Source organism: Kitasatospora sp. NPDC059577, assembly GCF_042735475.1.
Classification (GTDB): Bacteria; Actinomycetota; Actinomycetes; order Streptomycetales; family Streptomycetaceae; genus Kitasatospora.
In genome coordinates this window covers 9,509-30,894 of sequence record NZ_JBHWBZ010000077.1, presented here as the reverse complement: position 1 = coordinate 30,894, position 21,386 = coordinate 9,509, and the positions used below count along the sequence as shown (strand labels likewise).

Annotated in this window: 23 protein-coding genes and 1 pseudogene; 13 read left to right on the top strand and 11 right to left on the bottom strand. The window is 73.2% G+C overall.

Annotated features, from left to right (window positions below):
* The first annotated feature begins 6 nt into the window (after nucleotides 1-6).
* The gene (locus ACFV0O_RS37200) at nucleotides 7-288 is read left to right on the top strand and encodes a hypothetical protein (protein ID WP_380348628.1); all 282 of its coding nucleotides are present in this window, start codon (nucleotides 7-9) and stop codon (nucleotides 286-288) included.
* 13 nt (nucleotides 289-301) lie between these two features.
* Nucleotides 302-439 (top strand): hypothetical protein, encoded by a 138-nt coding sequence (locus ACFV0O_RS37195; protein ID WP_380348626.1) that lies wholly within the window; start codon nucleotides 302-304, stop codon nucleotides 437-439.
* Between the two features lie 31 nt (nucleotides 440-470).
* On the opposite strand, the gene ACFV0O_RS37190 is transcribed toward ACFV0O_RS37195, so the two are convergent.
* Complete coding sequence (locus tag ACFV0O_RS37190; RefSeq protein WP_380348625.1) at nucleotides 471-1,547, bottom strand: ScbA/BarX family gamma-butyrolactone biosynthesis protein; 1,077 nt, start codon at nucleotides 1,545-1,547, stop codon at nucleotides 471-473.
* 348 nt (nucleotides 1,548-1,895) lie between these two features.
* Here ACFV0O_RS37190 and ACFV0O_RS37185 point away from each other — a divergent pair, with 348 nt between their 5' ends.
* Nucleotides 1,896-2,531: a ScbR family autoregulator-binding transcription factor gene (locus ACFV0O_RS37185; RefSeq protein WP_380348623.1), complete on the top strand. Its 636-nt coding sequence runs from the start codon at nucleotides 1,896-1,898 to the stop codon at nucleotides 2,529-2,531.
* A 105-nt stretch (nucleotides 2,532-2,636) separates the two neighbouring features.
* On the opposite strand, the gene ACFV0O_RS37180 is transcribed toward ACFV0O_RS37185, so the two are convergent.
* From ACFV0O_RS37180 to ACFV0O_RS37165, 4 genes are all read right to left on the bottom strand, one after another.
* On the bottom strand, nucleotides 2,637-3,248 hold the full coding sequence (locus ACFV0O_RS37180; RefSeq protein ID WP_360252987.1) for a ScbR family autoregulator-binding transcription factor: 612 nt from the start codon (nucleotides 3,246-3,248) through the stop codon (nucleotides 2,637-2,639).
* Between the two features lie 224 nt (nucleotides 3,249-3,472).
* Nucleotides 3,473-3,682 carry an acyl-CoA carboxylase subunit epsilon gene (locus tag ACFV0O_RS37175; protein WP_360252990.1) on the bottom strand — a complete coding sequence of 70 codons (210 nt, stop codon included), beginning with the start codon at nucleotides 3,680-3,682 and terminating at the stop codon, nucleotides 3,473-3,475.
* Between the two features lie 72 nt (nucleotides 3,683-3,754).
* Entirely contained in the window at nucleotides 3,755-5,356 is a 1,602-nt protein-coding gene (locus ACFV0O_RS37170; protein WP_380348621.1) for an acyl-CoA carboxylase subunit beta, read from the bottom strand.
* A 451-nt stretch (nucleotides 5,357-5,807) separates the two neighbouring features.
* Complete coding sequence (locus ACFV0O_RS37165) at nucleotides 5,808-6,230, bottom strand: PLD nuclease N-terminal domain-containing protein (protein WP_380348620.1); 423 nt, start codon at nucleotides 6,228-6,230, stop codon at nucleotides 5,808-5,810.
* Nucleotides 6,231-6,323: 93 nt separating this feature from the next.
* Between ACFV0O_RS37165 and ACFV0O_RS37160 the strand changes: the two genes are divergently transcribed.
* Nucleotides 6,324-7,781 carry a menaquinone biosynthesis decarboxylase gene (locus ACFV0O_RS37160; RefSeq protein ID WP_380348618.1) on the top strand — a complete coding sequence of 486 codons (1,458 nt, stop codon included), beginning with the start codon at nucleotides 6,324-6,326 and terminating at the stop codon, nucleotides 7,779-7,781.
* Nucleotides 7,781-8,677, top strand: a complete 897-nt coding sequence (mqnP, locus tag ACFV0O_RS37155; RefSeq protein ID WP_360253002.1) for a menaquinone biosynthesis prenyltransferase MqnP — start codon at nucleotides 7,781-7,783, stop codon at nucleotides 8,675-8,677. The genes ACFV0O_RS37160 and mqnP overlap by 1 nt, the downstream gene beginning before the upstream one ends.
* Before the next feature lie 159 nt (nucleotides 8,678-8,836).
* On the opposite strand, the gene ACFV0O_RS37150 is transcribed toward mqnP, so the two are convergent.
* The 4 genes from ACFV0O_RS37150 to ACFV0O_RS37135 all read right to left on the bottom strand — a co-directional run bounded on the left by ACFV0O_RS37150 (nucleotide 8,837) and on the right by ACFV0O_RS37135 (nucleotide 12,382).
* Nucleotides 8,837-9,631: a nucleoside-diphosphate sugar epimerase gene (locus ACFV0O_RS37150; RefSeq protein ID WP_380348616.1), complete on the bottom strand. Its 795-nt coding sequence runs from the start codon at nucleotides 9,629-9,631 to the stop codon at nucleotides 8,837-8,839.
* A 202-nt stretch (nucleotides 9,632-9,833) separates the two neighbouring features.
* Nucleotides 9,834-10,589 carry an alpha/beta fold hydrolase gene (locus tag ACFV0O_RS37145; protein WP_380348614.1) on the bottom strand — a complete coding sequence of 252 codons (756 nt, stop codon included), beginning with the start codon at nucleotides 10,587-10,589 and terminating at the stop codon, nucleotides 9,834-9,836.
* A 74-nt stretch (nucleotides 10,590-10,663) separates the two neighbouring features.
* Nucleotides 10,664-11,050, bottom strand: a complete 387-nt coding sequence (gene gcvH / locus ACFV0O_RS37140; RefSeq protein ID WP_380348612.1) for a glycine cleavage system protein GcvH — start codon at nucleotides 11,048-11,050, stop codon at nucleotides 10,664-10,666.
* Between the two features lie 108 nt (nucleotides 11,051-11,158).
* The gene (locus ACFV0O_RS37135; RefSeq protein WP_380348611.1) at nucleotides 11,159-12,382 is read right to left on the bottom strand and encodes an FAD-dependent oxidoreductase; all 1,224 of its coding nucleotides are present in this window, start codon (nucleotides 12,380-12,382) and stop codon (nucleotides 11,159-11,161) included.
* A gap of 112 nt (nucleotides 12,383-12,494) precedes the next feature.
* On the opposite strand from ACFV0O_RS37135, the gene ACFV0O_RS37130 reads away from it, so the two are divergent.
* Nucleotides 12,495-13,274, top strand: coding sequence for a TetR/AcrR family transcriptional regulator (locus tag ACFV0O_RS37130; protein WP_380348610.1), 780 nt, complete (start codon nucleotides 12,495-12,497; stop codon nucleotides 13,272-13,274).
* A gap of 72 nt (nucleotides 13,275-13,346) precedes the next feature.
* A pseudogene (locus ACFV0O_RS37125) lies at nucleotides 13,347-13,730 on the top strand (VOC family protein).
* 7 nt (nucleotides 13,731-13,737) lie between these two features.
* On the opposite strand, the gene ACFV0O_RS37120 reads toward ACFV0O_RS37125, so the two are convergent.
* The gene (locus ACFV0O_RS37120) at nucleotides 13,738-14,454 is read right to left on the bottom strand and encodes an MOSC domain-containing protein (protein ID WP_380348609.1); all 717 of its coding nucleotides are present in this window, start codon (nucleotides 14,452-14,454) and stop codon (nucleotides 13,738-13,740) included.
* 75 nt (nucleotides 14,455-14,529) lie between these two features.
* Entirely contained in the window at nucleotides 14,530-15,282 is a 753-nt protein-coding gene (locus ACFV0O_RS37115) for a cyclase family protein (RefSeq protein WP_360253029.1), read from the bottom strand.
* A gap of 66 nt (nucleotides 15,283-15,348) precedes the next feature.
* Between ACFV0O_RS37115 and ACFV0O_RS37110 the strand changes: the two genes are divergently transcribed.
* The 6 genes from ACFV0O_RS37110 to ACFV0O_RS37085 all read left to right on the top strand — a co-directional run bounded on the left by ACFV0O_RS37110 (nucleotide 15,349) and on the right by ACFV0O_RS37085 (nucleotide 21,244).
* Complete coding sequence (locus ACFV0O_RS37110) at nucleotides 15,349-16,032, top strand: UbiX family flavin prenyltransferase (protein WP_380348607.1); 684 nt, start codon at nucleotides 15,349-15,351, stop codon at nucleotides 16,030-16,032.
* Nucleotides 16,033-16,151: 119 nt separating this feature from the next.
* The gene (locus ACFV0O_RS37105) at nucleotides 16,152-16,610 is read left to right on the top strand and encodes an Lrp/AsnC family transcriptional regulator (protein WP_030055719.1); all 459 of its coding nucleotides are present in this window, start codon (nucleotides 16,152-16,154) and stop codon (nucleotides 16,608-16,610) included.
* Nucleotides 16,611-16,613: 3 nt separating this feature from the next.
* Nucleotides 16,614-17,576, top strand: a complete 963-nt coding sequence (locus tag ACFV0O_RS37100; protein ID WP_360253035.1) for a threonine/serine dehydratase — start codon at nucleotides 16,614-16,616, stop codon at nucleotides 17,574-17,576.
* Nucleotides 17,577-17,628: 52 nt separating this feature from the next.
* Entirely contained in the window at nucleotides 17,629-18,792 is a 1,164-nt protein-coding gene (mqnE, locus tag ACFV0O_RS37095; protein WP_380348604.1) for an aminofutalosine synthase MqnE, read from the top strand.
* 128 nt (nucleotides 18,793-18,920) lie between these two features.
* Nucleotides 18,921-20,177 (top strand): L,D-transpeptidase family protein, encoded by a 1,257-nt coding sequence (locus tag ACFV0O_RS37090; protein WP_380348602.1) that lies wholly within the window; start codon nucleotides 18,921-18,923, stop codon nucleotides 20,175-20,177.
* Nucleotides 20,178-20,299: 122 nt separating this feature from the next.
* Complete coding sequence (locus tag ACFV0O_RS37085) at nucleotides 20,300-21,244, top strand: beta-ketoacyl-ACP synthase III (protein ID WP_360253044.1); 945 nt, start codon at nucleotides 20,300-20,302, stop codon at nucleotides 21,242-21,244.
* Nucleotides 21,245-21,386 lie beyond the last annotated feature (142 nt).

The window sequence follows — 21,386 nt, the reverse complement described above, 5'->3', positions numbered from 1 at the left end:
AACGCCGTGAACCGAACCGACACCCTGGCAAGACCGCTCGTCGACACCACGCCCGCCGCGGGCGGACCGGCCGTCGGGCAGTCCGCCGGAACGCCCGCGCCGGAGGCGGTCCGCCGGTGGAAGCGGTCCGACGGGCACGAGGACGTGGCCGCCGACCACCCGGCCGGCGGGATCAGGCTCCACCCGGGCAGCGGGCTCGCCCGCCGCTCCGCGCTGCTGGGCGGCGGCGAGGGCCGGCTCCTGGAGACCGGGGACCCCTGGACGACGATGAGCTACCACGAGGAGTAGCCCGGGCCCGGGCGTGGTACGCCCCCCGGGCCGCCCCGCCCGGGGGGGGGGGCGGCGGCTCTGGCTGGCGCAGGACCCGGTCCGGCTGGCGACCAACCTCAGCGTGATGCACGCCGGGCGGCGCCCGGCGTCGGCGCTGGTGGCCGCCTGACGGCCCGTACCGCCCGGCCCGGCCCGCCGGGTCAGCTGGCCAGCGGGAGCCGGCTGCCGCCGAGGTCCGGCGCGGCGGGGCGGCCGTCGAGGGCGTCCCGCCGGGCCGGCATCCGCGGGCCCTCGGCGGGCCCGTCGACCGGCTCGGTGACCAGCCGGCACTCGGCCGCCGTCCGCCCGTCCTGGATCAGCTGGACGCGGAAGGGGAGCCGGCGGCCGTGCGCGGTCGGCTCGGGGACGGCCCGGACGAAGCAGGGCCGGTCCAGCTCGATGTAGTGGTCGAAGGAGGTCACCAGCTCGACCGGCACCACCGGCTCCGGGTGGCGCAGCCGCTGGGCGGCCTGCCGGGCCGCCTCCAGGACCAGCATCCCGGGTACGTGGTCCAGCTCGTGGTCGAACAGCACCGGGTGCCCGGCGTCGGCGCGCAGCAGCCAGGTGTCCGGCCGCAGGGTCGGGCTGAGCACCACGTCCGCGGGCTGCGCGCGGCCGACGAGTTCGGGCGCGGTGGGGGCCGGCGGCCGGGGCGGGGCGGCGGTGCGCCGGACGGGGCCGCGCAGCCGGTCGTACGAGGCGGGGGACATCACGCGCAGCTGGCCCGAGCCGCGGCCGATCGGCCGGCCGTCACGGGTGATCTCGGCGCGCACCCGCAGCGAGACCAGCCGGCCGTCCCGCATCCGGACGTCCTCGCAGCCGACGGCGAGCATCAGCGAGGCCGGGCCCGCGGTGACGGCCAGGCCGGGCAGGCCGGGCTCGCCGAGGGCGTAGGAGAGGTCGTCCATCACGAAGTGGTGGCCGCGCGGCACCCCGAACCCGGCGTGGCCGATCAGCAGCCCGGCCTGCCGGACGGTCTCGGCCATCAGCACCGGGTCGTGGAAGCGGTCCCCGGGCAGCCGGTAGAAGCCGTGCAGCCGGGGCCACTGGGCGCCGAGCAGGAAGTCGTACGGGCCGGTGGCCTGCCAGCCGGTGAGGAAGACCTCGGAGACCGAGGTGCGGTGCACCAGGTGGCGGGAGACGGTCCGGTCGTGGAAGTCGTAGCCGGAACCGGGGCCGGGGCCGGGTCCGGGGTGGGCGTACGCGCCGTGGGGGTCCGGCTCTACGATCGATGGCATGACTGGCCCCCGCTCCCAGGGTGTCGGTCGAGCGGCCGCCATGGACGCCCGAGCAAAACATACATACCACCCGGTTTGTCTTCAGCGACTGGGGTGCCCCGGCCGCGCAGCCCGGCCCGCTCACGCTACCCGCCCCGTGGACTGGGGCAATGCCCTGCGGGTGACCGCAGACCTTGGGCGGGGGGCCGTCCCCGCTGGACGGCGGGGGAGACACAGGCGCTAGATTAGATACCAACCATGCGGTTTCGGTCGCGGCCGTCCGCATGCGAGCGCCGCTCCCGGCAGGGGGCGTGCCGACAGCAGCCGGGCGGGGCGGGGATCGCGCCCGGTCGAGTCCGGAGGGGGCCAGTGGTCAAGCAGGAACGGGCTGGACGGACCCGGCAGGCCGTGCTGCTCGCCGCCGCCGAGACCTTCGCGCGGGTGGGCTTCGAGGCCGCCAGCCTGGTCGACATCAGTCGCCGCGCCGGGGTGAGCAAGGGCGCCCTCTACTTCCACTTCGTGTCCAAGCAGGCCCTCGCCGACGGGGTGCGCCGTGCCGCCGGCCGCGAGATCGGCGCGGCCGCGCTGCGCGCCCTGCGCGCCGACGGCCCGGCCCTGCAGGGGCTGATCGACCTCTCGCACGAACTGGCCCGGATGCTGCGCGAGGACGTGGTGGTGCGGGCCGGTGTCCGGCTCGGCCGCCAGGTCCCGCGCCGGGACGGCCCCCAGGACGGACCGCCGGGCCCGCCCGGCCCGGACGCCACCTGGCGCAGCCTCACCGCGGTCGTCCACCGGCTGCTGGACCGCGCCGCCCAGGCGGGCGAGCTGTGCCCGGGGGTGGACCGGCGGGCCGCCGCCGAACTGCTCACCGCGGTGGCGGCCGGGCAGGTGCTGCTGGCGGGGGAGGAGACCGACCGGCCCCGGCCGGAGGCCGTGCGCCGGGTTTGGACGGCCGCGCTGCCGGCCCTGGTGGCGGAGCGGGACCGGGCCGGCTACCGGGTCTGAGTCGGCTACCGGGTCCGAGCCGGTCGGGGCCGTCCGGCGCGGCCCGGTGACGCCCGGCGGGGCCGGGTGGCGCGCGGCCCGGTCCGGGGCCGGACCCGGCCGGGCTCAGGCGCGCTCGGCCACGCTCAGCCGGGCGAGCGCGTGCGGCTGGACCAGGCCGGGCAGCAGCAACGTCCACAGGTCGGCCAGCCGCTGGATCAGGTCCTGCCGGTCGGCCAGCACCTGGGAGCTCAGCTGGATCCCGGTGACGGCCCCGGTGATCACCCCGGAGGCCGCGGCCAGGTCGATCCCCGGGTGGAGGTCGCCGGCGTCCCTGGCCTGCTCCAGCAGCCCCCGGACCAGGTCCATCCAGCCCTGGTAGGCCGCGATCTGCGGCTGGGTGAAGCTTCCGTGCTCGATGGTCAGCCGGATGCTCCCGCGCACCAGCGGGTCGTCCTGGAGTGCGCGGGCGAAGGCGTACGCGAGGTCGATCAGGTTCTGCACCGAGCTGTCCGACACCGGCTTCCAGCCGGCGATCCAGGCGCCCTGTCCCTCGATGACGGCGAGCGCCAGGTCCTCCTTGGACCGGAAGTGGAAGTACAGCGCGCCCTTGGTGACCCCGGCGCGGTCCAGGATCTCGGACATCGTGGCGGCGGCGTAGCCGCGCTCGTCGAACACCTCGGCCGCCGCGAGGAGTACCGCCTGGCGGGTCGCCAGCGCGCGGGCCTGCCTGGCCATCGCAGCCTCCCTGGAAAGTTCTGGTACCTCGGCAGCGGCCGATCCTATGGGTCCGGCGGGGCGGCGAAGGCATACCGACCGGTAGGCATCCTACCGAGCCGCCCGCCGCCCGGTCCGGCCCGTGCCGACCGGACGGACCCGAAGGGTGCGCGCGCCGCCCGGGCAACGCCCGACGGCCGGGCACCCGAACGGGGTGACCGGCCGTCGGCGCGAGCCGGGGTCCGTCAGGCGGCCTGCTGCCAGCTGACCGGCGAGTAGTAGGCCGGGCGGCGCTCCAGGCGCTGCCAGTTGGCGATCGGCTCGATCGGCGATGCGGTGCCGGCCTGCTGCGCGGCGGCGGCGCGCGCCATCAGGACGGCGGTCAGGGCGGCGAGTTCCTCGTCGGTGAGGCTGCCGCGGACGATGCGGACGAGCGGTTCGGCGGAAGCGGTCATGTCCTGGTTTCTCCCCCGGTGGCTGTGGTGTGAGGTGGCTCTCGGTGCGTCCTGCCGCGGTGGCCGCAGGCGCTACATCGGCGGGTTGCCGTGCTTGCGGCTCGGCAGGTCCGCGTGCTTGGTGCGGAGCATGGCCAGGGCGGAAGCGATCACCTGGCGGGTTTCGGCCGGGTCGATGACGTCGTCCACGAGGCCGCGCTCGGCCGCGTAGTACGGGTGCATCAGCTCGTTCTTGTATTCCTTGATCTTCTGGGCCCGCATGGCGTCCGGGTCCTCGGCGGCGTTGATCTCGCGCCGGAAGATGACGTTGGCCGCGCCCTCGGCGCCCATGACGGCGATCTCGTTGGTCGGCCAGGCGTAGGACAGGTCGGCGCCGATGGAGCGGGAGTCCATCACGATGTAGGCGCCGCCGTAGGCCTTGCGCAGGATCAGCGAGATGCGCGGCACGGTCGCGTTGCAGTACGCGTACAGCAGCTTGGCGCCGTGGCGGATGATGCCGCCGTGCTCCTGGTCGACGCCGGGCAGGAAGCCGGGGACGTCGAGCAGGGTGACCAGCGGGATGTTGAAGGCGTCGCACATCTGCACGAAGCGGGCGGCCTTCTCGCTGGCGTTGATGTCCAGCACGCCGGCCAGCGACTGCGGCTGGTTGGCGATGATGCCGGTGACGTGGCCGTCGACGCGGGCCAGCACGCACAGCACGTTGGTGGCCCAGCGCTCGTGGACCTCCAGGTACTCGCCGTGGTCGACGATCTCCTCGATCACCTTGCGCATGTCGTACGGGCGGTTGCCGTCGGCGGGCACCAGGTCCAGCAGGCTGTCGTTGCGCCGCTCGACCGGGTCGTCGCTCACCACGGGCGGCGGCATCTCGCGGTTGTTCTGCGGCAGCAGCGAGAGGAGGTAGCGGACCTCCTCGATGCAGGACTGCTCGTCGTCGTAGATGAAGTGGGCCACGCCGGAGACGCCGGCGTGCACGTCGGCGCCGCCGAGGCCGTTCTGGGTGATCTTCTCGCCGGTGACGGCCTGGACCACGTCCGGGCCGGTGATGAACATCTGCGAGGTCTCGCGGACCATGAAGACGAAGTCGGTCAGCGCGGGGGAGTACGCGGCGCCGCCGGCGCACGGGCCGAGCATCACCGAGATCTGCGGGATGACGCCGGAGGCCTTGGTGTTGCGCTGGAAGATGCCGCCGTAGCCGGCCAGGGCGGTGACGCCCTCCTGGATGCGGGCGCCGGCGCCGTCGTTCAGCGAGACCAGCGGGGCGCCGGCCGCGATGGCCATGTCCATGATCTTGTGGATCTTCTGGGCGTGGGCCTCGCCCAGCGCGCCGCCGAAGATCCGGAAGTCGTGCGCGTAGGTGAAGACGGTGCGGCCGTGGACGGTGCCCCAGCCGACGACGACGCCGTCGGTGTGCGGCTTCTTGGCCTCCAGGCCGAAGCCCTGGGCGCGGTGCCGGCGCAGCGGCTCGACCTCGTGGAAGGAGCCCTCGTCCAGCAGCAGCTCGATGCGCTCGCGGGCGGTCAGCTTGCCCTTGGCGTGCTGGGCCTCGGTGGCCTTGTCGCTGGGGCCGCGGCGGACCTTCTCGCGCAGCTCGTGCAGCTCGGCGACCCGCCCGCGGGCGTCGGCCGGGACCTCGGGGACCTCGCCGTCGACCGGCGCCTCATGCACAACCGTCATCTCGAACCACTCCAAGGGTGAGGGAACTGTCCGACAGCCAACGTCTGCTGTGCCCCCGGCCGCGAATCACTTTCTTCACTTATGACTGTACGAGGGGCCGTGCGCTGGTTTCGGCGTCGATTCCGTACAAGGTCGGGTTCGTTTAGCTGTCAGGCCTGTACAGAAGCGGTCGGGTCGGAGCCGGAGCACTGGGTGTTCGTTCGAATACCGGGGGTTGTCGGACAGATGATGGTCCGATGATCTGAGCATGAAGGAAAGCGCAGGTCAGGGCCGTCCCTCAGTAATGTAGGACGGCCGTCTTGGGTGCCGCTCAAGGTCCGCTCAAGCCGGGTGCCCGGACAGCGGTCATCCGGGTGAGACGGCACCCAGTCGTAGGGAAGCGCCAAAAAGGCGACGGCCCACCCGGAGCCGCCCGGGTGGGCCGTTGGAGGGAGTGCGGGAACCCCCGTGATCAGCTCTTCCGGCCGTCCCCGGGCTCGTCCCGGTCGCGCAGTTCCTGCTCCCGGCGGCGCAGATCGGCCTCCCACTGCTCCAGCATCGACTCGTGGTCCTTGTCGTCCTTCTTCAACGAGGCGAGGAACTCGGGGTCGTCGTCCGGCGCGAGCGGGCGCCCGCCGCGCCCGGCGGGGTGCCCCGGACCACCGGCCGCCGGGTGCCCCGGCCGGCCGTCGGCGGCCGCGACCGGCAGGAAGCCGCGCTGCTTGCCGGCGATGAGCCAGGCGATCGGGCCCAGCGGCGGGAAGAGCAGCACGATCAGCACCCACACCACCTTCGGCAGGTGCTTCACCTCGTCCTCGGGCGTGGTCAGGCAGTCGACGAACGCCCAGACCCAGAACGCGAGCGGAAGGACGATGGTCAGCAGAATCCGCAACATGGGCTGCGATCTCCCCCAGCGGGCGGCGGCGGCGGGCGCCTTCCCGGGGCCCTTGACGCAAGCCAGGCTATCTGGTGGCGGATACTGACAGGCATGGCATACGACGATCTCCGCTCGTTTCTCCGGGCCCTCGACCGAGAGGGCGACCTCAAGCGCATCAAGGCGGAGGTGGATCCCCACCTGGAGATCGGCGAGATCGTCGACCGCGTGCAGAAGGCCAAGGGCCCCGCGCTGCTCTTCGAGAACGTCAAGGGCTCGTCGATGCCGCTCGCGATGAACGTCTTCGGCACCGAGCGGCGCCTGGCCAAGGCGCTCGGCCTCAAGGGCCCGGACGACATCGCCGAGAAGATCGCCGGTCTGCTCAAGCCGGAGCTGCCGCAGGGCTTCACCGGTTTCCGCGACGCCTTCGGCAAGCTCGCCTCGATGGCACACGTCCCGCCGCGGCACGTGAAGACCGGTGACGCCCCGGTGCAGGAGGTCGTGCTCACCGGTGACGACGTCAACCTGGACGAGCTGCCCGCGCTCTTCACCTGGCCGCTCGACGGAGGCTCCTTCTTCAACCTGGGCCTCACCCACACCAAGGACCCGGACAGCGGCGTCCGCAACCTGGGCCTCTACCGGCTCCAGCGCCACGACCGACGCACCATCGGGATGCACTGGCAGATCCACAAGGACAGCCGCAACCACTACGCGGTGGCGGCGAAGCGCGGCGAGCGCCTCCCGGTCGCCATCGCCTTCGGCTGCCCGCCGGCCGTCACCTACGCGGCCACCGCCCCGCTGCCGGGCGACATCGACGAGTACCTGTTCGCCGGCTTCGTCGCCGGGGAGCGGGTGCGGATGGTCGACTGCAAGACCGTCCCGCTGCAGGTCCCGGCCGACGCCGAGGTGGTCCTGGAGGGCTGGCTGGAGCCCGGTGAGATGCTGCCCGAGGGTCCGTTCGGCGACCACACGGGCTTCTACACCCCGCAGGAGCCGTTCCCGGCGCTCACGATCGACTGCGTGACGATGCGTCGCCGCCCGATCCTGCAGTCCATCGTGGTCGGCCGCCCGCCGACGGAGGACGGCCCGCTGGGCAAGTTCACCGAGCGGTTCTTCCTGCCGCTGCTGAAGATCATCATTCCGGACATCGTCGACTACGACCTGCCCGAGGCCGGCGGCTTCCACAACTGCGTGATCGTCTCGATCGACAAGAAGTACCCCAAGCACGCCCAGAAGACGATGCACGCGATCTGGGGCGCGCACATGATGTCGCTGACCAAGCTGATCATCGTGGTGGACGCCGACTGCGACGTGCACGACTACCGGGAAGTCGCCTGGCGGGCCTTCGGCAACGTCGACTACAGCCGGGACCTCACCGTCGTCGAAGGACCGGTCGACCACCTGGACCACGCCTCCTACCAGCAGTTCTGGGGCGGCAAGGCCGGCATCGACGCCACCCGCAAGCTGCCCGAGGAGGGCTACACCCGGGACGGCGGCTGGCCCGAGATGGTGTCCTCGGACCCGGCCACCGCCGCCCTCGTCTCGCGTCGCTGGAAGGAGTACGGGCTCTGATGAGTACGGCTGCTGTCGAAACCCCGGGGCGCACGAAGGCGTTCCTGCGGCTGGTGATGATCGAGCACTCGGTCTTCGCGCTCCCCTTCGCGTACATCGCCGCGCTGACGGCGATGTTCCTCGCCGACAAGCGGGTGCACTGGGGCCAGTTGTTCGTCGTCACGGTGTGCATGGTCGGCCTGCGGACCTTCGCGATGGCCGCCAACCGGATCATCGACCGCGAGATCGACGCCCGTAACCCCCGCACGGCCGGGCGCGAACTGGTCACCGGCGCCGTCTCGTTGAGGACCGCGTACGTCGGCTCGGCCGTGGCGCTGGTGGTCTTCCTCGGCGCGGCGGCGATGCTCAACCCGCTCTGCCTGGCGCTCGCGCCGGTCGCCGTGGTGCCGATGGTGGTCTACCCGTACGGCAAGCGGTTCACCGACTTCCCGCAGGCGATCCTCGGCCTGGCCCAGGCCATGGGCCCGGTCGGCGCCTGGCTCGCGGTGACGGGCCGCTGGTCCTGGGAGGCCGTCGTCCTCGGCGTCGCGGTGGGCATCTGGATCGGCGGCTTCGACCTCATCTACGCCTGCCAGGACGTCGAGTCCGACCGCCACGGCAAGGTGCGCTCGGTGCCGGCCCGCTTCGGGGTCCCGGCGGCCATCCGGGGCGCGCGCGCGTGCCACGTCCTCACCACGCTCCTGCTGGGCTGGTTCGCGGTCCTGACGGACGCCGGAGCGGCGTTCTGGATCGGCCTCGTCGTCGTCGCGGGCGCCTTCGTCTACGAGCACACCATCGTGAAGCCGAACGACCTGTCGAAGCTCAACCGGGCGTTCTTCCAGACCAACGGCTTCGTGGGCATCTCGCTGTTCTGCTTCGCCCTGCTCGACCTGGTCATCCGCGGCCTCGGGATCTGATCCCCGGTCAAGCGGGCGGCGGAGTCACCCGGCAGATGACGACGAGTTCGAGTCGGGGGACCACGCCGTAGGCGACCAGGCCCCCGGTGACGTCGTGGTAACGCACGGGCTCGCCGCTGCCCTCGTCCGTGAACTCGACCCCGTCGGACCCCGGCCGGCTCAGCGGAACAGTGCGGCGTGGTCCGTCGCCCAGGTGCGGAAGCTGCGGGCCGGGTGACCGGTGACGTCCTGGACGGTGGTGGTGGCCGGTTCGGGGGCGGCGATGCGGGCGTGGATGAAGTCCAGCGTGCCGTCGATCGCGGCCCGGGGCCGGCCGCTGGCGGACATCCGGTGGCGGGCGGCCTCGCGGGGGATCTCCTCCCACTTCACCGGGCGGCCGGCGGCCTCGCCGATGATGCCCACCTGCTCCGCCTGGGTCGGCGACTCGGGGCCGGTCAGCACGTAGCGGGCGCCGTCGTGACCGTCCTCGACCAGGGCCCGGACGGCGACCGCCGCGATGTCCCGCTCGTCCACGGGGCCGAGCCCGGCCGCGCCGCCGTAGCCCCGTACCGCGCCCGCGGAGCGGATCTCCTCCGCCCACTGCAGCGCGGCGGCGAAGCCGTGCGCCCGCAGCACGGTGTGCCGTACCCCGCTCGCGGCGAGCAGTGCCTCGATCTCGCCCTCCGGCCGGTCGGGGACGGCGGAGGACAGGAACACCACCCGCCCGACCTCCCGGGCCAGCACGCCCACCGCGTCCGCCGCCGCGTCGGCGGTCGGGTACGGCCAGCCGAGCAGCACCGCGCCGGCGCCCTGGGCGGCGGCCTCCAGCGACATCGGGTCGAGCAGGTTCCGCTGCGTCAGGGGCCGTGCCCGCACTCCCGCGGCCGCGAGCTGCAGCCCGACGTGCCGTCCGACCGTCCCGGAGACGCCGACCACCAGCACAGGCGACGCGTCGTCAACTCGCTTTTCTGTCATGCCTAGAACGTAGGTGACGAAGATGAGACGCCCAATGCGTACGGGTCTCGGGTCCATGCGTCATCGTCCAGGGGGCGTGCGCCAACTCGCCGGGCGGCCCCCGTCGCCGTCCGGGGTCTCGTCCCGTGCCCCGGCCCCGCCTGAGCGTCGTGGTGCGCGGACCGCGGGCCCGGTCGGCGCACCGCGCACCGCGACCCCGGCGTCAGTCGTGCAGGAAGCCCTCCAGCGAGGCCGCCAGGGCGACCGGGGCCTCGTACATCGGGTAGTGCCCGCTGCCGCCGAGCTCCTCCAGCTCCGCGTTGGGGTAGTGGCTGAGCCAGGTGCCGCGCATGACGTCGGCGGTCAGCGCGAGGTCGTGCGCGCCGACGATGACCTTGACCGGCACCGGGTTTCCGCTGATCCGGCGCTCCAGGTCGGCGGTGGTCCAGTCGCGGACGTAGCCGCCGAAGGCCTCGGGCGTGGACAGCCGCAGGGACTGGTCGACCATCCGGTCCAGCCAGACCCGGCCCGCCCGCCGGCCGGTGACCAGGTCCAGGATCGCGAGGCGCTTCTCCCGGTCCCCGGCGGCGCCGTGGAAGAGCGCCTCGCCGGCCTCGTCCAGCGGGTACGCCCCGGCCGGCACCGGGGCCAGGCCGACCAGCTTGCGCACCCGCAGCGGCGCCTCGGCGAGCACCTGCTGAGCGGCCTTGCCGCCCATCGAGTGGCCGACCAGCGAGAAGCGGTCCCAGCCGAGCTGGTCGGCGAGGGCGAGCGCGTCGGAGGCGATCTCGGCGAGCGTGTACGTGCCGGTGACGTCCCGGCGCTCGCCGTAGCCGCGGTAGTCGAGGAAGGCGTAGCTGAAGGCGTGGCCGTCGAGGTAGTCGAGGAACGGGCCCCAGCCCGCGCTGGTGCCGAACCAGTCGTGCAGGACCAGGACGTGGTGGTCGCCGGTGCCGGTCGAGCGGTGAGGGATCGTCATGCCATCGGTCGTTCCCGCCGACCCGCCCGTCCGAACGGTCGGGTCGACGGGAAACCGGAGTGCCGGGGCGGCCGCTACTCCCCTTCGGAGACGTAGGCCCCGTACTCGGCCGCCGTGAGCAGGCCGTCCGGCTCCGTCGTCGCCGTGATCTCGACGAGCCAGCCGTCGCCGTACGGGTCCTGGTTGATGAGCTCGGGGTCCTCGGCCAGCTCCGCGTTCACTGCGGCGATCGACCCGGTGAGCGGCGCGTACAGCTCGCTCACCGACTTGACCGACTCGACGGTTCCGAACGCCTCGCCGGCCGTGAACTTCCTCCCCTCTTCGGGGAGTTCCACGAAGACGATGTCCCCGAGCTGCCGCTGGGCGTAGTGGGTGATGCCCACGCGGGCCCCTCCCTTCCCCGTGGTCGCCACCCACTCGTGGTCCTTGGTGTATTCGAGGGTCGTCGGAATGTCGGACATGGCGGCCTCCGGGGGCTCGGCGTCACGACTGACTGATCGTCAGTCTCGGCGAGAAGGCTCCCGCAGTCGTCCGCTCCCCGCCGTGAGGTTCACCCGGACGAGTGAACTTCAGATGTCGCGCCGGGCGAAGGCCGGAGCGTGTTCCGGCCGCGGGCCGAAGGCGATCATGCGGGAGAGCAGCAGCGGGAACCCGGGGGCGTAGCGGGCGAGCAGCACCAGCGGGGTCGGTGGTCCGACCCGGCGGCCGGTGAGGGCGGGCTCGAACATCACGCGGTGCAGGGTCCGCTGGAACCGCTGCATGATCACGGTCGGCCGCCACCGGCGGCGCTGCACCCGGGCGAGGGCCGCGACGGTCGGGCGGCCGCGCCGCAGGGGTTCGGCGAGCAGGGTCGCGGCCGCGACGGCGTCCTGGATGGCGAGGTTGATGCCGACGCCGCCGGCCGGGGACATCGCGTGGGCGGCGTCGCCGATCAGCAGCAGCCCGTCCTGGTACCAGCGGTCCAGCCGGTTCAGCCTGACGTCGAGCAGGTGGACGTCGTCCAGGCTCTCCAGGCGGTCGACCCGGTCCGCGTACTGGGGCAGCAGCCGGGCGATCCGTTCGCGGAAGTGCGCGATGCCCTCGGCGCGCAGCTGGGGGTCGCTGCCCTTGGCCCGGAAGTAGGCGACCTGGAAGTAGTCGGCCCGGGCGAAGCTCAGGGCGAGGTCGCCGGGGCCGAAGCCGGGGACGAGGCTGGGCGGCGCGGCCTGTTCGTGGGCGTGCCGGGGGAGCCGGAACCACCAGGTGTCGAAGGGCACGGGGTGTTCCTCGGGCACCAGCCCGGACTCCCGGCGCAGGGTGGAGTGCCGGCCGTCGGCGGCGACGGTGAGCGCGGCGCGCAGCTCGCCCTCCTCGCCGTCCCGGGTCCGGTACCGCACGCCGACCACCCGGCCGCCCTCCCGGAGCAGGCCGGTCGCCTCGGTGTTCATCCGCACGGTGAAGGCGGGCTCCTGGCGCGCCTCCTCGACCAGGAAGTTCAGCAGGTCCCACTGCGGGATCATCGCGATGTAGTCGTACGGGGCGCGCATCCGGTCGTAGGCGCTCAGCGCGACCGGGCCGGCGCCGGGCACGGTCACCACCAGGTTGCCCAGGCGGCTCTGCGGCAGTGCGGCGAACTTGCGGCCCAGGCCGAGCTCGTCCATCAGCCGCACGGTGGACGCGTGGACGGTGTCGCCGCGGAAGTCGCGCAGGAAGTCCCCGTGCTTCTCCAGCACGGTCACCTCGACGCCTGCGCGGGCCAGTAACAGGCCCAGCATCATTCCGGCCGGTCCGCCCCCGGAGATCACGACGCTCATGGCCGTCCTCCTTTCGTGTTCGATCGGTGTTCGGCTGGTCGCCGTCCGTGTGGAACTCGTATAGACAGATTCTCTGGAACCGTCTCAGGTGTCAAGTAGTACGATGCTCCACATGAAGGAGCTGGTGGCGGCCGCCCTCGCGGCGGCGAAGGAGCGGGGCCAGGACGTCGCCGACGTCCCGCTGACGGGGATCGCGGCCGCGGCGGGCATCTCCCGCAGCACGCTGCTGCGGCGGCTCGGCGGCTCCCGGGCGGCCCTGGACGAGGCCGTCCGGCAGGCCGGGGTCGACCCGGGCGGGCGGCCGCCGGTGCGCGAGCGCGCGATCGAGGCGGCGGCCCACCTGGTGGCCGAGCGCGGGCTGGCCGGGATCACCCTGGACGCCGTCGCCGACCGGGCCGGGTGCTCCCTGCCGAGCCTGCACACCGTCTTCGAGGGCCGGGACGGCCTGCTCGCCGCCGTCTTCGGACAGTACGGGCCGCTGCCGGACCTGGAGGCGCTCGCGGCCGACCCGCCGGAGGACCTGGAAGGCGCCGTACGGGCGCTCTACGAGACCTTCGCCGCGTCCTTCGCCCAGGAGCCGCGGGTCGTCCCGGCGGTCTTCGCCGACCTGTTCAGCCGCCCGGACGGCCCCGCCGCCGCGATGATGGGCGCCAACCTGCCGCGGACGTACGACGGCCTCAACCGGCTGCTGCAGCCGCACGTCGAGGCCGGGCGGCTGCGGCCGCTGCCGGTCCCGGTGCTGGTCCAGCTGCTGCTCGGCCCGCTGATCACGCACATCCTGCTGCGTCCGGTGCTGGAGCCCGCCTTCGGCGCCGGACTGCCCTCGGTGGACCGGGCCATCGACCACTTCGTCGACTGCTACCTGCGCGCGGTCGCCCTGCCCGGGGCGTAGGCCCGCACCCGGCGCACATCCGGAGCCCGCGCCCGGAGCCCGGGCGCGGGCGACACCGACCCGAGGAGGATCGTGATCGGCAAGCTGCAGTGCCTCGTGCTCGACTGCCCCGACCCGGCCGCGCCGGCCCGCTTCCACGCCGGCCTGCTCAGTGGCGAGGTGGACCGCCCGGACCCGCGCTGGTCGCCGGGCGCGGACTGGTCCATGCTGCACCTCGACGGCGGTCCGGTGCTCTGATTCCAGTGCGTCGCCGACCACCGCCCTCCGCGCCGGCCCGACCCGGAGCACCCCCAACAGGCGCACCCGGACCTCGACGTCGAGGACCTGGCCGCCGCCGGGCGGGCGGCGCTCGCCCTCGGTGCCACGCACCTGTACGACGCGGGCCGGTGGAGCGTCTTCGCCGATCCGGCCGGGCACCCCTTCTGCCTGATCAGCCCGCCACGGCAAATGTCCTGACGGAGCGTCAGTCGAGTGTGAGCCGGTCGCCGACCCGGAGCCGGCCCGGGGTGGCGACCGTGGCGAGCGCGTCGAGGCGGCCGTCGTGGGCGTGCACGACGGCCTTGAGGATCTCCGGCGCGTGCGGCAGTCCCGGCTGCGGGGCGCCGGTCATCGCGCAGCGCTCGCTGGAGGTGACGAAGGCGAGGCGGGCGCTGTCCGGGGCCTCGCCGCGGGCCTGGTGGCCGAACCAGGTGTCCTCGACGAACGGCGGGGTGCCGGGCGGGGTGCGCAGCACGATGTTGGGCCGGAACCGGCGTTCGTCGACCACCGCGAACGGGACGGCTTCGCGGACCCAGTCCAGGGTGGCGGTGGTGAGCAGGCTGACCGGCAGCCGGTCGAAGTGCGGGACGGCGTCCTCCCGGGCGAGTTCGACGTCCTCGCGCTGGAGGTAGGCGCGCAGGAAGGCGGTCGGCCGGTCGACCGGGCGTCCGAGCGGGTCGAACAGCTCGGGTCCGTCGATCCGGCGGCCGAGGCGGGCGGAGAGGCGGAGCAGGCCGTCCATCCGCCGGAAGCGGCGGGTGTTCTTGCCGGAGCCGAGCTTCCCGGTGGCGTCGCGGACGGCGTAGAGGCGGTCGCCGGCCAGGCCGCGCCCGTCCACCTCGACGGAGTCGAGCCGCTCGCCGCCGGTGGATTTCACGGGGTAGCGCCAGAGTCGCTCGATCACTCCGATGATCTCAGCCATGGGCGGACAGCGTACTGGCGCCACCGGGGGATGGTCTAGACCAAGTGGCGTACCGGTGACGGAGATCGGCGCGGCTCAGCCCAGCCGGGCCACCGCCCGCACCGGTGCGCCGTCCGCCGCGACCAGCCGCAACGGGAACAGCGAGACCTCCACCGGCCGGCCGGCCTCCTGCGCCGCCAGCAGCGCCCGCAGGTCGGTCAGGTTCTCGGCGATCACCCCGCCTCCCGGCGCCCCCAGCAGCACCCGGTGCGCGGCGAGCGTCGGCTCGTCGGCGGCGCCCTGGTCGTGCTCGTCGGTGAGGTCGGCGAGCAGTGCCGCCACCGCGGGGTCGCCCGGGCCCGGGTCGGGCGTCGGGTCGACGCTGAGCGCGTCCACCCCGACCGTCCGGATCCCGGCGGCCACGATCGCCTCGGCGGCCTCCGCGGTCAGGCTGGGGTGGGCGAGGTAGGTGTCGGTGCCCCAGTGCCGGGCCCAGCCGGTGGCCAGCAGCAGGACGGTGCCCTCGCCGGAGTCCCCGGCCCGCTCCAGCGCGGGCGCCAGCAGCTCCGGCGTGACGGCCGCCCGGGGCTCCAGCCCGCGCAGGTCGGCCAGCACGGCCGGACCGGTGAACCGCTCCAGCGGCAGCCCGTCCAGGGTCGGCCAGGTGACGTCCACGTGGTACGGCGCGTCCACGTGCGTCCCGGACTGCGAGCCGAGGTGCAGGGCCAGCACGTTCACCCCGGCGGTCGCGGTGGTGAGCGCGGGCGCCAGCACGACCGCCGGGTCGCCGGGGTAGACCGGCATCGCGGTGGTCACCTGATGGGTGAGGTCGACGAGGGTCGCTGCCATGCGCCCATCCTCCCAGTGCCGACCGCCGATGGGGCTCCGCCCGGTGAAGCCGGATAGAAATGGCCCATGGGACATGCGAAGCGTCAGCCGTGGGTGGTCGGGGTCTCGGGCGCGTCGGGGACGCCGTACCCGGCCTCGGTGATCCGGGGGTTGCTGGCCGCCGGTGAGGCGGTGGACCTGATCGTCAGCCGGGCCGCCAGGCTGACCATCCTGGACGAGACCGGCATCTCCTTCCGGGACGCCCACTGGCGCACCGACCTGGCCGCCTGGCTGGGCGTGGAGGGCTCCGGGGGCGGCCTGGACGACGTCCGCTACTGGCCCGCCGGGGACTTCGCGGCCGGCCCCTCCAGCGGCTCGTACCCGGCCAAGGGCATGCTGGTGGTGCCCGCGACCACCGGGGCGGTGGCCGGGATCGCACTGGGCCTGAGCAAGGACCTGCTGCAGCGGGTCGCCAGCGTCACCCTCAAGGAGCGCCGCCCGCTGGTCGTGTGCGTGCGCGAGACGCCACTCAACGGGGTGACGTTGAAGCACCTGGTGGAACTCGACGCGCAGGGCGCGGTCGTCCTGCCCGCTTCGCCCGGTTTCTACGCCGGCGGCTCCACCGTGCGCGAACTCGTGGATTTCGTGGCCGGACGGGTCCTCGACGCCGCCGGCGTGCCGCATTCCCTGTACCTGCGCTGGGAGGGGGAGTTGGGCGCGGCGGTCCGCCGGACCGACCGGAATCAGGGCGTTCCGGCTGAGGGGGAGTAAGGAGACCGAGGGCGGGAGAGTATCTTCTCTGCGATATCCGGGTCGGTCGGCGCACGGCGCCTTTGAATCCGGATAATGATCTGTGGGTCTGGAGAGGTTCGGAAGGACGCGGACGGTATATGGACACGGTGGACAGACAGCTCATCCAGGCGCTCCGGGAGAACGGCCGTGCGTCCTACGCCGAGCTGGGCCGGCTGGTCGGACTCTCCGGCCCGAGCGTCACGGACCGCATCAACCGCCTGGAGCAGGCCGGGGTCATCACGGGTTACCGCGCGACGGTCAACCCGGCCTCGCTCGGCTTCGGCGTCACGGCCCTGATCGGCCTCCAGCTGACGGACGCGGCGGACCACGAGGACGTCGCGTTCCGGCTGAAGGACCTCAACGAGGTCGAGGACTGCTGGTTCATCGCGGGTGACGACTCGTACATGCTCAAGGTCCGGGTGGCCGACGTGGCCGGCCTGGAGTCGGTGGTGAAGCGGATCTCGGGGACGAAGGGCGTAGCCCGCACCCGCACCACCGTCGTACTCTCCACGAAGTGGGAGAACCGGGTGAGTGAACTTCCTCCTGTAGGAGAGTGATGCATGGCACTGGTCGGTCTGGAGGAGCTGCGCTCCGCTCGGCAGCGGATCGCGGGGGTCGCCGTGCGCACCCCGCTGGTTCCCGCCCCCTGGGCGGCCGAGGGGGAGCGCAGGCTCTGGCTGAAGCCCGAGAACCTCCAGCCGACCGGGGCCTTCAAGACCCGCGGCGCCTACAACCGGCTGGCCGCGCTCACCGCGGACGAGCGGGCGCGCGGCGTGGTCGCCCAGTCCAGCGGAAACCACGCGCAGGCGGTGGCGTACGCGGCGGGGCTGCTCGGCGTCAAGGCCGTGATCGTGATGCCGGACACCTCGCCGGCGGTGAAGGTGGAGGCCACCCGGGCGTTCGGCGCCGAGGTGATCCTGGTGTCGCCGGAGGAGCGGGACACCCTGCCGGGCGAGCTGGCCGAGCGGCACGGCTACGTCTGGGTGCCGCCGTACGACGACCCGTTCATCATCGCGGGCCAGGGCACGGTCGGCCTGGAGATCGCCGAGGACGCCCCGGCCGGGCTGGACACCGTCCTGGTGCCGGTCAGCGGCGGCGGCCTGATCGGCGGCACGGCGGCCGCGCTCAAGCTGACCCGCCCGGGCATCCGGGTGGTCGGCGTGGAGCCCGAGCTGGCCGCCGACGCGCAGGCCAGCCTGCGGGCCGGCCGCCGCCTCGCCTGGCCGGTCGCCGACACCTACCGCACCATCGCGGACGGTCTGCGCACCCCGTCCGTCGGCGTGCTGCCGTACGAGCACATCACCGCCTACGTGGACGACATCGTCACCGTCACCGAGGACGAGATCCGCGCCACCGTGGCCCTGTTGGCCCGCCGCGGCCGGCTGGTCGCCGAGCCCTCCGGGGCGGTCGCACCGGCCGCGTACTTCCACCGGGCCGCCGAGACCGGGGGCCAGTCGGTGGCCGCCGTGGTCAGCGGCGGGAACATCGAACCCGCACTGCTCGCAGAGCTGCTCTCGGCATAGGCGTACGCTCGTTCCGGCAAGGAATCGAATGTCGGAGGAGGCGGGTCACCGCATGGACGCAGGGCTCAAGCGCGAGCTGGAGGCGAAGGTCTACGCGGGTGAGCGGCTGACCCGCGAGGACGGGATCGCGCTCTACGGGAGCGACGACCTGGCCTGGCTGGGCGGGCTGGCCCACCACGTGCGGACGCGGAAGAACGGCGACGTCGTCCACTTCAACGTCAACCGTCACCTCAACATGACCAACGTGTGCAGCGCGTCCTGCGCGTACTGCTCGTTCCAGCGCAAGCCGGGCGAGAAGGACGCCTACACGATGCGCATCGAGGAGGCCGTCCGCCTGGCCAAGGCCATGGAGGTCGAGTCCCTCACCGAGCTGCACATCGTCAACGGTCTGCACCCGACCCTGCCGTGGCGCTACTACCCGCGCTCGCTGCGGGAGCTGAAGGCGGCTCTGCCGAACGTCTCGCTCAAGGCCTTCACCGCCACCGAGATCCACTGGTTCGAGAAGATCAGCGGCCTGCCCGCCGACGAGATCCTGGACGAGCTGATCGACGCCGGCCTGGAGTCGCTGACCGGCGGCGGCGCGGAGATCTTCGACTGGGAGGTCCGCCAGCACATCGTCGACCACGACACCCACTGGGAGGACTGGTCGCGGATCCACCGCCTGGCGCACGAGAAGGGCCTCAAGACGCCGGCCACCATGCTGTACGGCCACATCGAGGAGCCCCGCCACCGGGTGGACCACGTGCTGCGGCTGCGCGAGCTGCAGGACGAGACCGGCGGTTTCCAGGTCTTCATCCCGCTGCGCTACCAGCACGACTTCCACGACTCCAAGGACGGCGTCGTGCGCAACAAGCTGATGGCCCGCACGGAGATGGCCACCGGCGCCGAGGCGCTGAAGACCTTCGCGGTCTCCCGGCTGCTCTTCGACAACGTCCCGCACGTCAAGGTCTTCTGGGTGATGCACGGCGTCGCCACCGCCCAGCTGGCGCTCAGCCACGGCGCGGACGACATGGACGGCTCGGTGGTCGAGTACAAGATCACCCACGACGCGGACAACTTCGGCACCCCGAACAAGCTCGGCCGCGACGACCTGCTCGGCCTGATCCGCGACGCCGGCTTCCGCCCGGTCGAGCGCAACACCCGCTACGAGATCATCCGCGAGTACGAGGGCCCGGACCCGATGCGCCGTGAGTCCCCGCAGGCGATGCGCCTCTGACCCGCCCTCCGACCTGCGCACTTCCCCGCCGCCCCGGCCGCTCCGCGGTCCGGGGCGGCGGTGCCTTCACGGCCTCCGCACGCGACCCGGGTTTACCAACGGGTGTGGCGTTTGGCAGGATCGACGGCATGTCCGGTTCTCATCGCGCCACCGAGTACCCGCCGTACGAGCCGATGCAGGAACCGGTGTACGGGGTGCCGCAGCAGTCGCACGAGGCGCCGTACGGCACCTACGAGCCGTACCCGCAGGCGTACCAGGAGCCGGTCGGGCAGGAGTACGGCGACGGGGTGTACCGGTCGTACGAGCAGTCCTACGCCCAGCCGTACGGGCAGTCCTACGAGCAGCCGTACGAGCAGTTCCCTGACGGGTACTCCGAGGCCCGCGACTACCCGTCCGCGCCGGAGCCGGCCGGTTACGAGCCCGTCGGCTACGAGCCCGGTCCCGCCGTCCACGAGCCGGCCCCCGCGCCGCTCGCGCCCCTCGCCCCCGTCGTGCCGGTCGCCGTCCCCGTCGAGGGCGGCCGGGCAGCAGCCCGGGGCCGACGGCGCAAGGTGAAGCAGAAACGTCACGGCAAGGCCGTGATGGCCGGCACCGCCCTGCTGGTCGCGGCCGCCGCCGGCTGGTACACCGTCGGCCAGGACGAGGCCAAGCCCGGCCTCGCGGCCGCCGACGGCCCCGGCCCGGACGGCGTCAGCAAGCCCGACCAGCCCGCCCCCGCCGCCGTCCAGGCCGCCTCCGACCGGCAGGCCGCCGCCCCGGCCGCGGCCCGCGGCGAGGCCCGCCAGGACGCCTCGGTGGCCGCGATACCCGGCCTCGGTGCGACCTTCACCGCGAAGATCCCCGCCGGGACCAACCAGGTCCTGGTCGCCTCCGGCGCGGACAAGAACACCGACAAGAACACCGTCGTCCTCTGGACCCGCACCCCCGAGGGCCGCTGGCTGGCCGGCGAGACCTGGCAGGGCCACAACGGCAAGAACGGCTGGACCGCCGACCACAACGAGGGCGACCTGCGCAGCCCGATCGGCGTCTTCGGCCTCAGCGACGCCGGGGGCCGCCTGGCCGACCCGGGCAGCAAGCTCCCGTACGACAAGGACCCGAACTTCGTGGTCTCCGGCACGGGCTTCTTCGGCGACCAGCTGGCCGGCTCCTTCGACTACGTGGTCGCGATCAACTACAACCGGGTCGCCGGCAACTCCCCGCTCGACACGCGCCGCCCGATGGGCTCCAAGAAGGGCGGCGGCATCTGGCTCCACGTGGACCACGACGGGCCCACCCACGGCTGCGTGTCGATACCCGAGGACAAGATGGCCCAGCTGATCCGCACCCTGGACCCGGCGGCCCACCCGGTCATCGTGATGGGCGACACAGCTACCCTGGCCACCTGACCTCGGCATACGCGCGACCCAAGCCCCCCAACGCCCATTGTCGATCCCCTACAGATCATGAGCGCGGATCCTGTCGCCGGTCATGCCCCGCTGACCAGCGGGTAACCCGGTTCCATGGCAGCATGAGCGGTTCGCGCATTGTGGCACTCGGGCACTACCAGCCCCCCAAGGTCCTCAGCAACGACGACCTGGCGGCGCTCGTCGACACCGACGACGAGTGGATCCGAAGCCGGGTGGGCATCCGTACCCGGCACATCGCCGAGGGCGAGACCCTGGTCGACCTCGCCGCCGAGGCCGCGCAGAAGGCGCTCGCCAAGAGCGGCCGGACGGCGGAGGAGATCGACCTCGTCGTGGTCGCCACCTGCACCGCGATCGAGCGCAGCCCCAACACGGCCGCCGCGGTGGCCGCCCGGCTCGGCGTGCGTTCGCCCGCCGCCTACGACATCAACACGGTCTGTTCCGGCTTCTCGTACGCCCTGGCCACCGCCGACCACGCGATCCGGGCCGGCGCGGCCCGTCGCGCCCTGGTGATCGGCGCCGAGCGGATGTCCGACACCCTCGACTGGACCGACCGCTCCACCTGCGTGATCTTCGGAGACGGCGCGGGCGCCGCGGTGGTCGAGGCCCAGGAGGAGGGCGACGAGCCCGGCATCGGCCCGGTGGTCTGGGGCTCCGAGCCGGAGAAGGGCGACGCCGTGGTGATCACCGGCTGGGACCCGGTGATCAGCCAGCAGGGCCAGTCGGTGTTCCGCTGGGCCACCACCCAGCTCGCCCCGCTCGCCCGGCAGGCCTGCGAGCGGGCCGGGATCGACCCGGCCGAGCTGAAGGGCTTCGTCCCGCACCAGGCCAACCTGCGGATCATCGACGCGATCGCCAAGAAGCTGGGCCTCGGCGACGCCGTGGTGGCCCGGGACGTGGTCGAGTCCGGCAACACCTCGGCCGCCTCCATCCCGCTCGCCTTCTCCAAGCTGGTCGAGCGCGGCGAGCTGTCGCCCGGGGACCCGGTCCTGCTCTTCGGCTTCGGCGGTGGCCTGGCGTACGCCGGCCAGGTCGTGCGCTGCCCGTAGCCCGGGCGAGGGCGGTTCCGGGGCCCGGAAGGCCCCGAGAAGGACGAATGCCGGTGGGGGGGGCCCCGGGGGGGGGGGGTGCGCCGCACCGGGATGTGTGTCGGGGGAGCGGTGAGTCTGGGGGACACACCCGGCGGGACCG

What these genes read in the sequence shown, in the direction of transcription:
- ACFV0O_RS37190 (WP_380348625.1), bottom strand. Translation starts at nt 1,547, where the DNA reads ATGCCATCGATCGTAGAGCCGGACCCCCACGGCGCGTACGCCCACCCC.
- ACFV0O_RS37180 (WP_360252987.1), bottom strand. Translation starts at nt 3,248, where the DNA reads ATGGCCAGGCAGGCCCGCGCGCTGGCGACCCGCCAGGCGGTACTCCTC.
- ACFV0O_RS37175 (WP_360252990.1), bottom strand. Translation starts at nt 3,682, where the DNA reads ATGACCGCTTCCGCCGAACCGCTCGTCCGCATCGTCCGCGGCAGCCTC.
- ACFV0O_RS37170 (WP_380348621.1), bottom strand. Translation starts at nt 5,356, where the DNA reads ATGACGGTTGTGCATGAGGCGCCGGTCGACGGCGAGGTCCCCGAGGTC.
- ACFV0O_RS37165 (WP_380348620.1), bottom strand. Translation starts at nt 6,230, where the DNA reads ATGTTGCGGATTCTGCTGACCATCGTCCTTCCGCTCGCGTTCTGGGTC.
- ACFV0O_RS37160 (WP_380348618.1), top strand. Translation starts at nt 6,324, where the DNA reads ATGGCATACGACGATCTCCGCTCGTTTCTCCGGGCCCTCGACCGAGAG.
- mqnP (WP_360253002.1), top strand. Translation starts at nt 7,781, where the DNA reads ATGAGTACGGCTGCTGTCGAAACCCCGGGGCGCACGAAGGCGTTCCTG.
- ACFV0O_RS37150 (WP_380348616.1), bottom strand. Translation starts at nt 9,631, where the DNA reads ATGACAGAAAAGCGAGTTGACGACGCGTCGCCTGTGCTGGTGGTCGGC.
- ACFV0O_RS37145 (WP_380348614.1), bottom strand. Translation starts at nt 10,589, where the DNA reads ATGACGATCCCTCACCGCTCGACCGGCACCGGCGACCACCACGTCCTG.
- gcvH (WP_380348612.1), bottom strand. Translation starts at nt 11,050, where the DNA reads ATGTCCGACATTCCGACGACCCTCGAATACACCAAGGACCACGAGTGG.
- ACFV0O_RS37135 (WP_380348611.1), bottom strand. Translation starts at nt 12,382, where the DNA reads ATGAGCGTCGTGATCTCCGGGGGCGGACCGGCCGGAATGATGCTGGGC.
- ACFV0O_RS37130 (WP_380348610.1), top strand. Translation starts at nt 12,495, where the DNA reads ATGAAGGAGCTGGTGGCGGCCGCCCTCGCGGCGGCGAAGGAGCGGGGC.
- ACFV0O_RS37120 (WP_380348609.1), bottom strand. Translation starts at nt 14,454, where the DNA reads ATGGCTGAGATCATCGGAGTGATCGAGCGACTCTGGCGCTACCCCGTG.
- ACFV0O_RS37115 (WP_360253029.1), bottom strand. Translation starts at nt 15,282, where the DNA reads ATGGCAGCGACCCTCGTCGACCTCACCCATCAGGTGACCACCGCGATG.
- ACFV0O_RS37110 (WP_380348607.1), top strand. Translation starts at nt 15,349, where the DNA reads ATGGGACATGCGAAGCGTCAGCCGTGGGTGGTCGGGGTCTCGGGCGCG.
- ACFV0O_RS37105 (WP_030055719.1), top strand. Translation starts at nt 16,152, where the DNA reads ATGGACACGGTGGACAGACAGCTCATCCAGGCGCTCCGGGAGAACGGC.
- ACFV0O_RS37100 (WP_360253035.1), top strand. Translation starts at nt 16,614, where the DNA reads ATGGCACTGGTCGGTCTGGAGGAGCTGCGCTCCGCTCGGCAGCGGATC.
- mqnE (WP_380348604.1), top strand. Translation starts at nt 17,629, where the DNA reads ATGGACGCAGGGCTCAAGCGCGAGCTGGAGGCGAAGGTCTACGCGGGT.
- ACFV0O_RS37090 (WP_380348602.1), top strand. Translation starts at nt 18,921, where the DNA reads ATGTCCGGTTCTCATCGCGCCACCGAGTACCCGCCGTACGAGCCGATG.
- ACFV0O_RS37085 (WP_360253044.1), top strand. Translation starts at nt 20,300, where the DNA reads ATGAGCGGTTCGCGCATTGTGGCACTCGGGCACTACCAGCCCCCCAAG.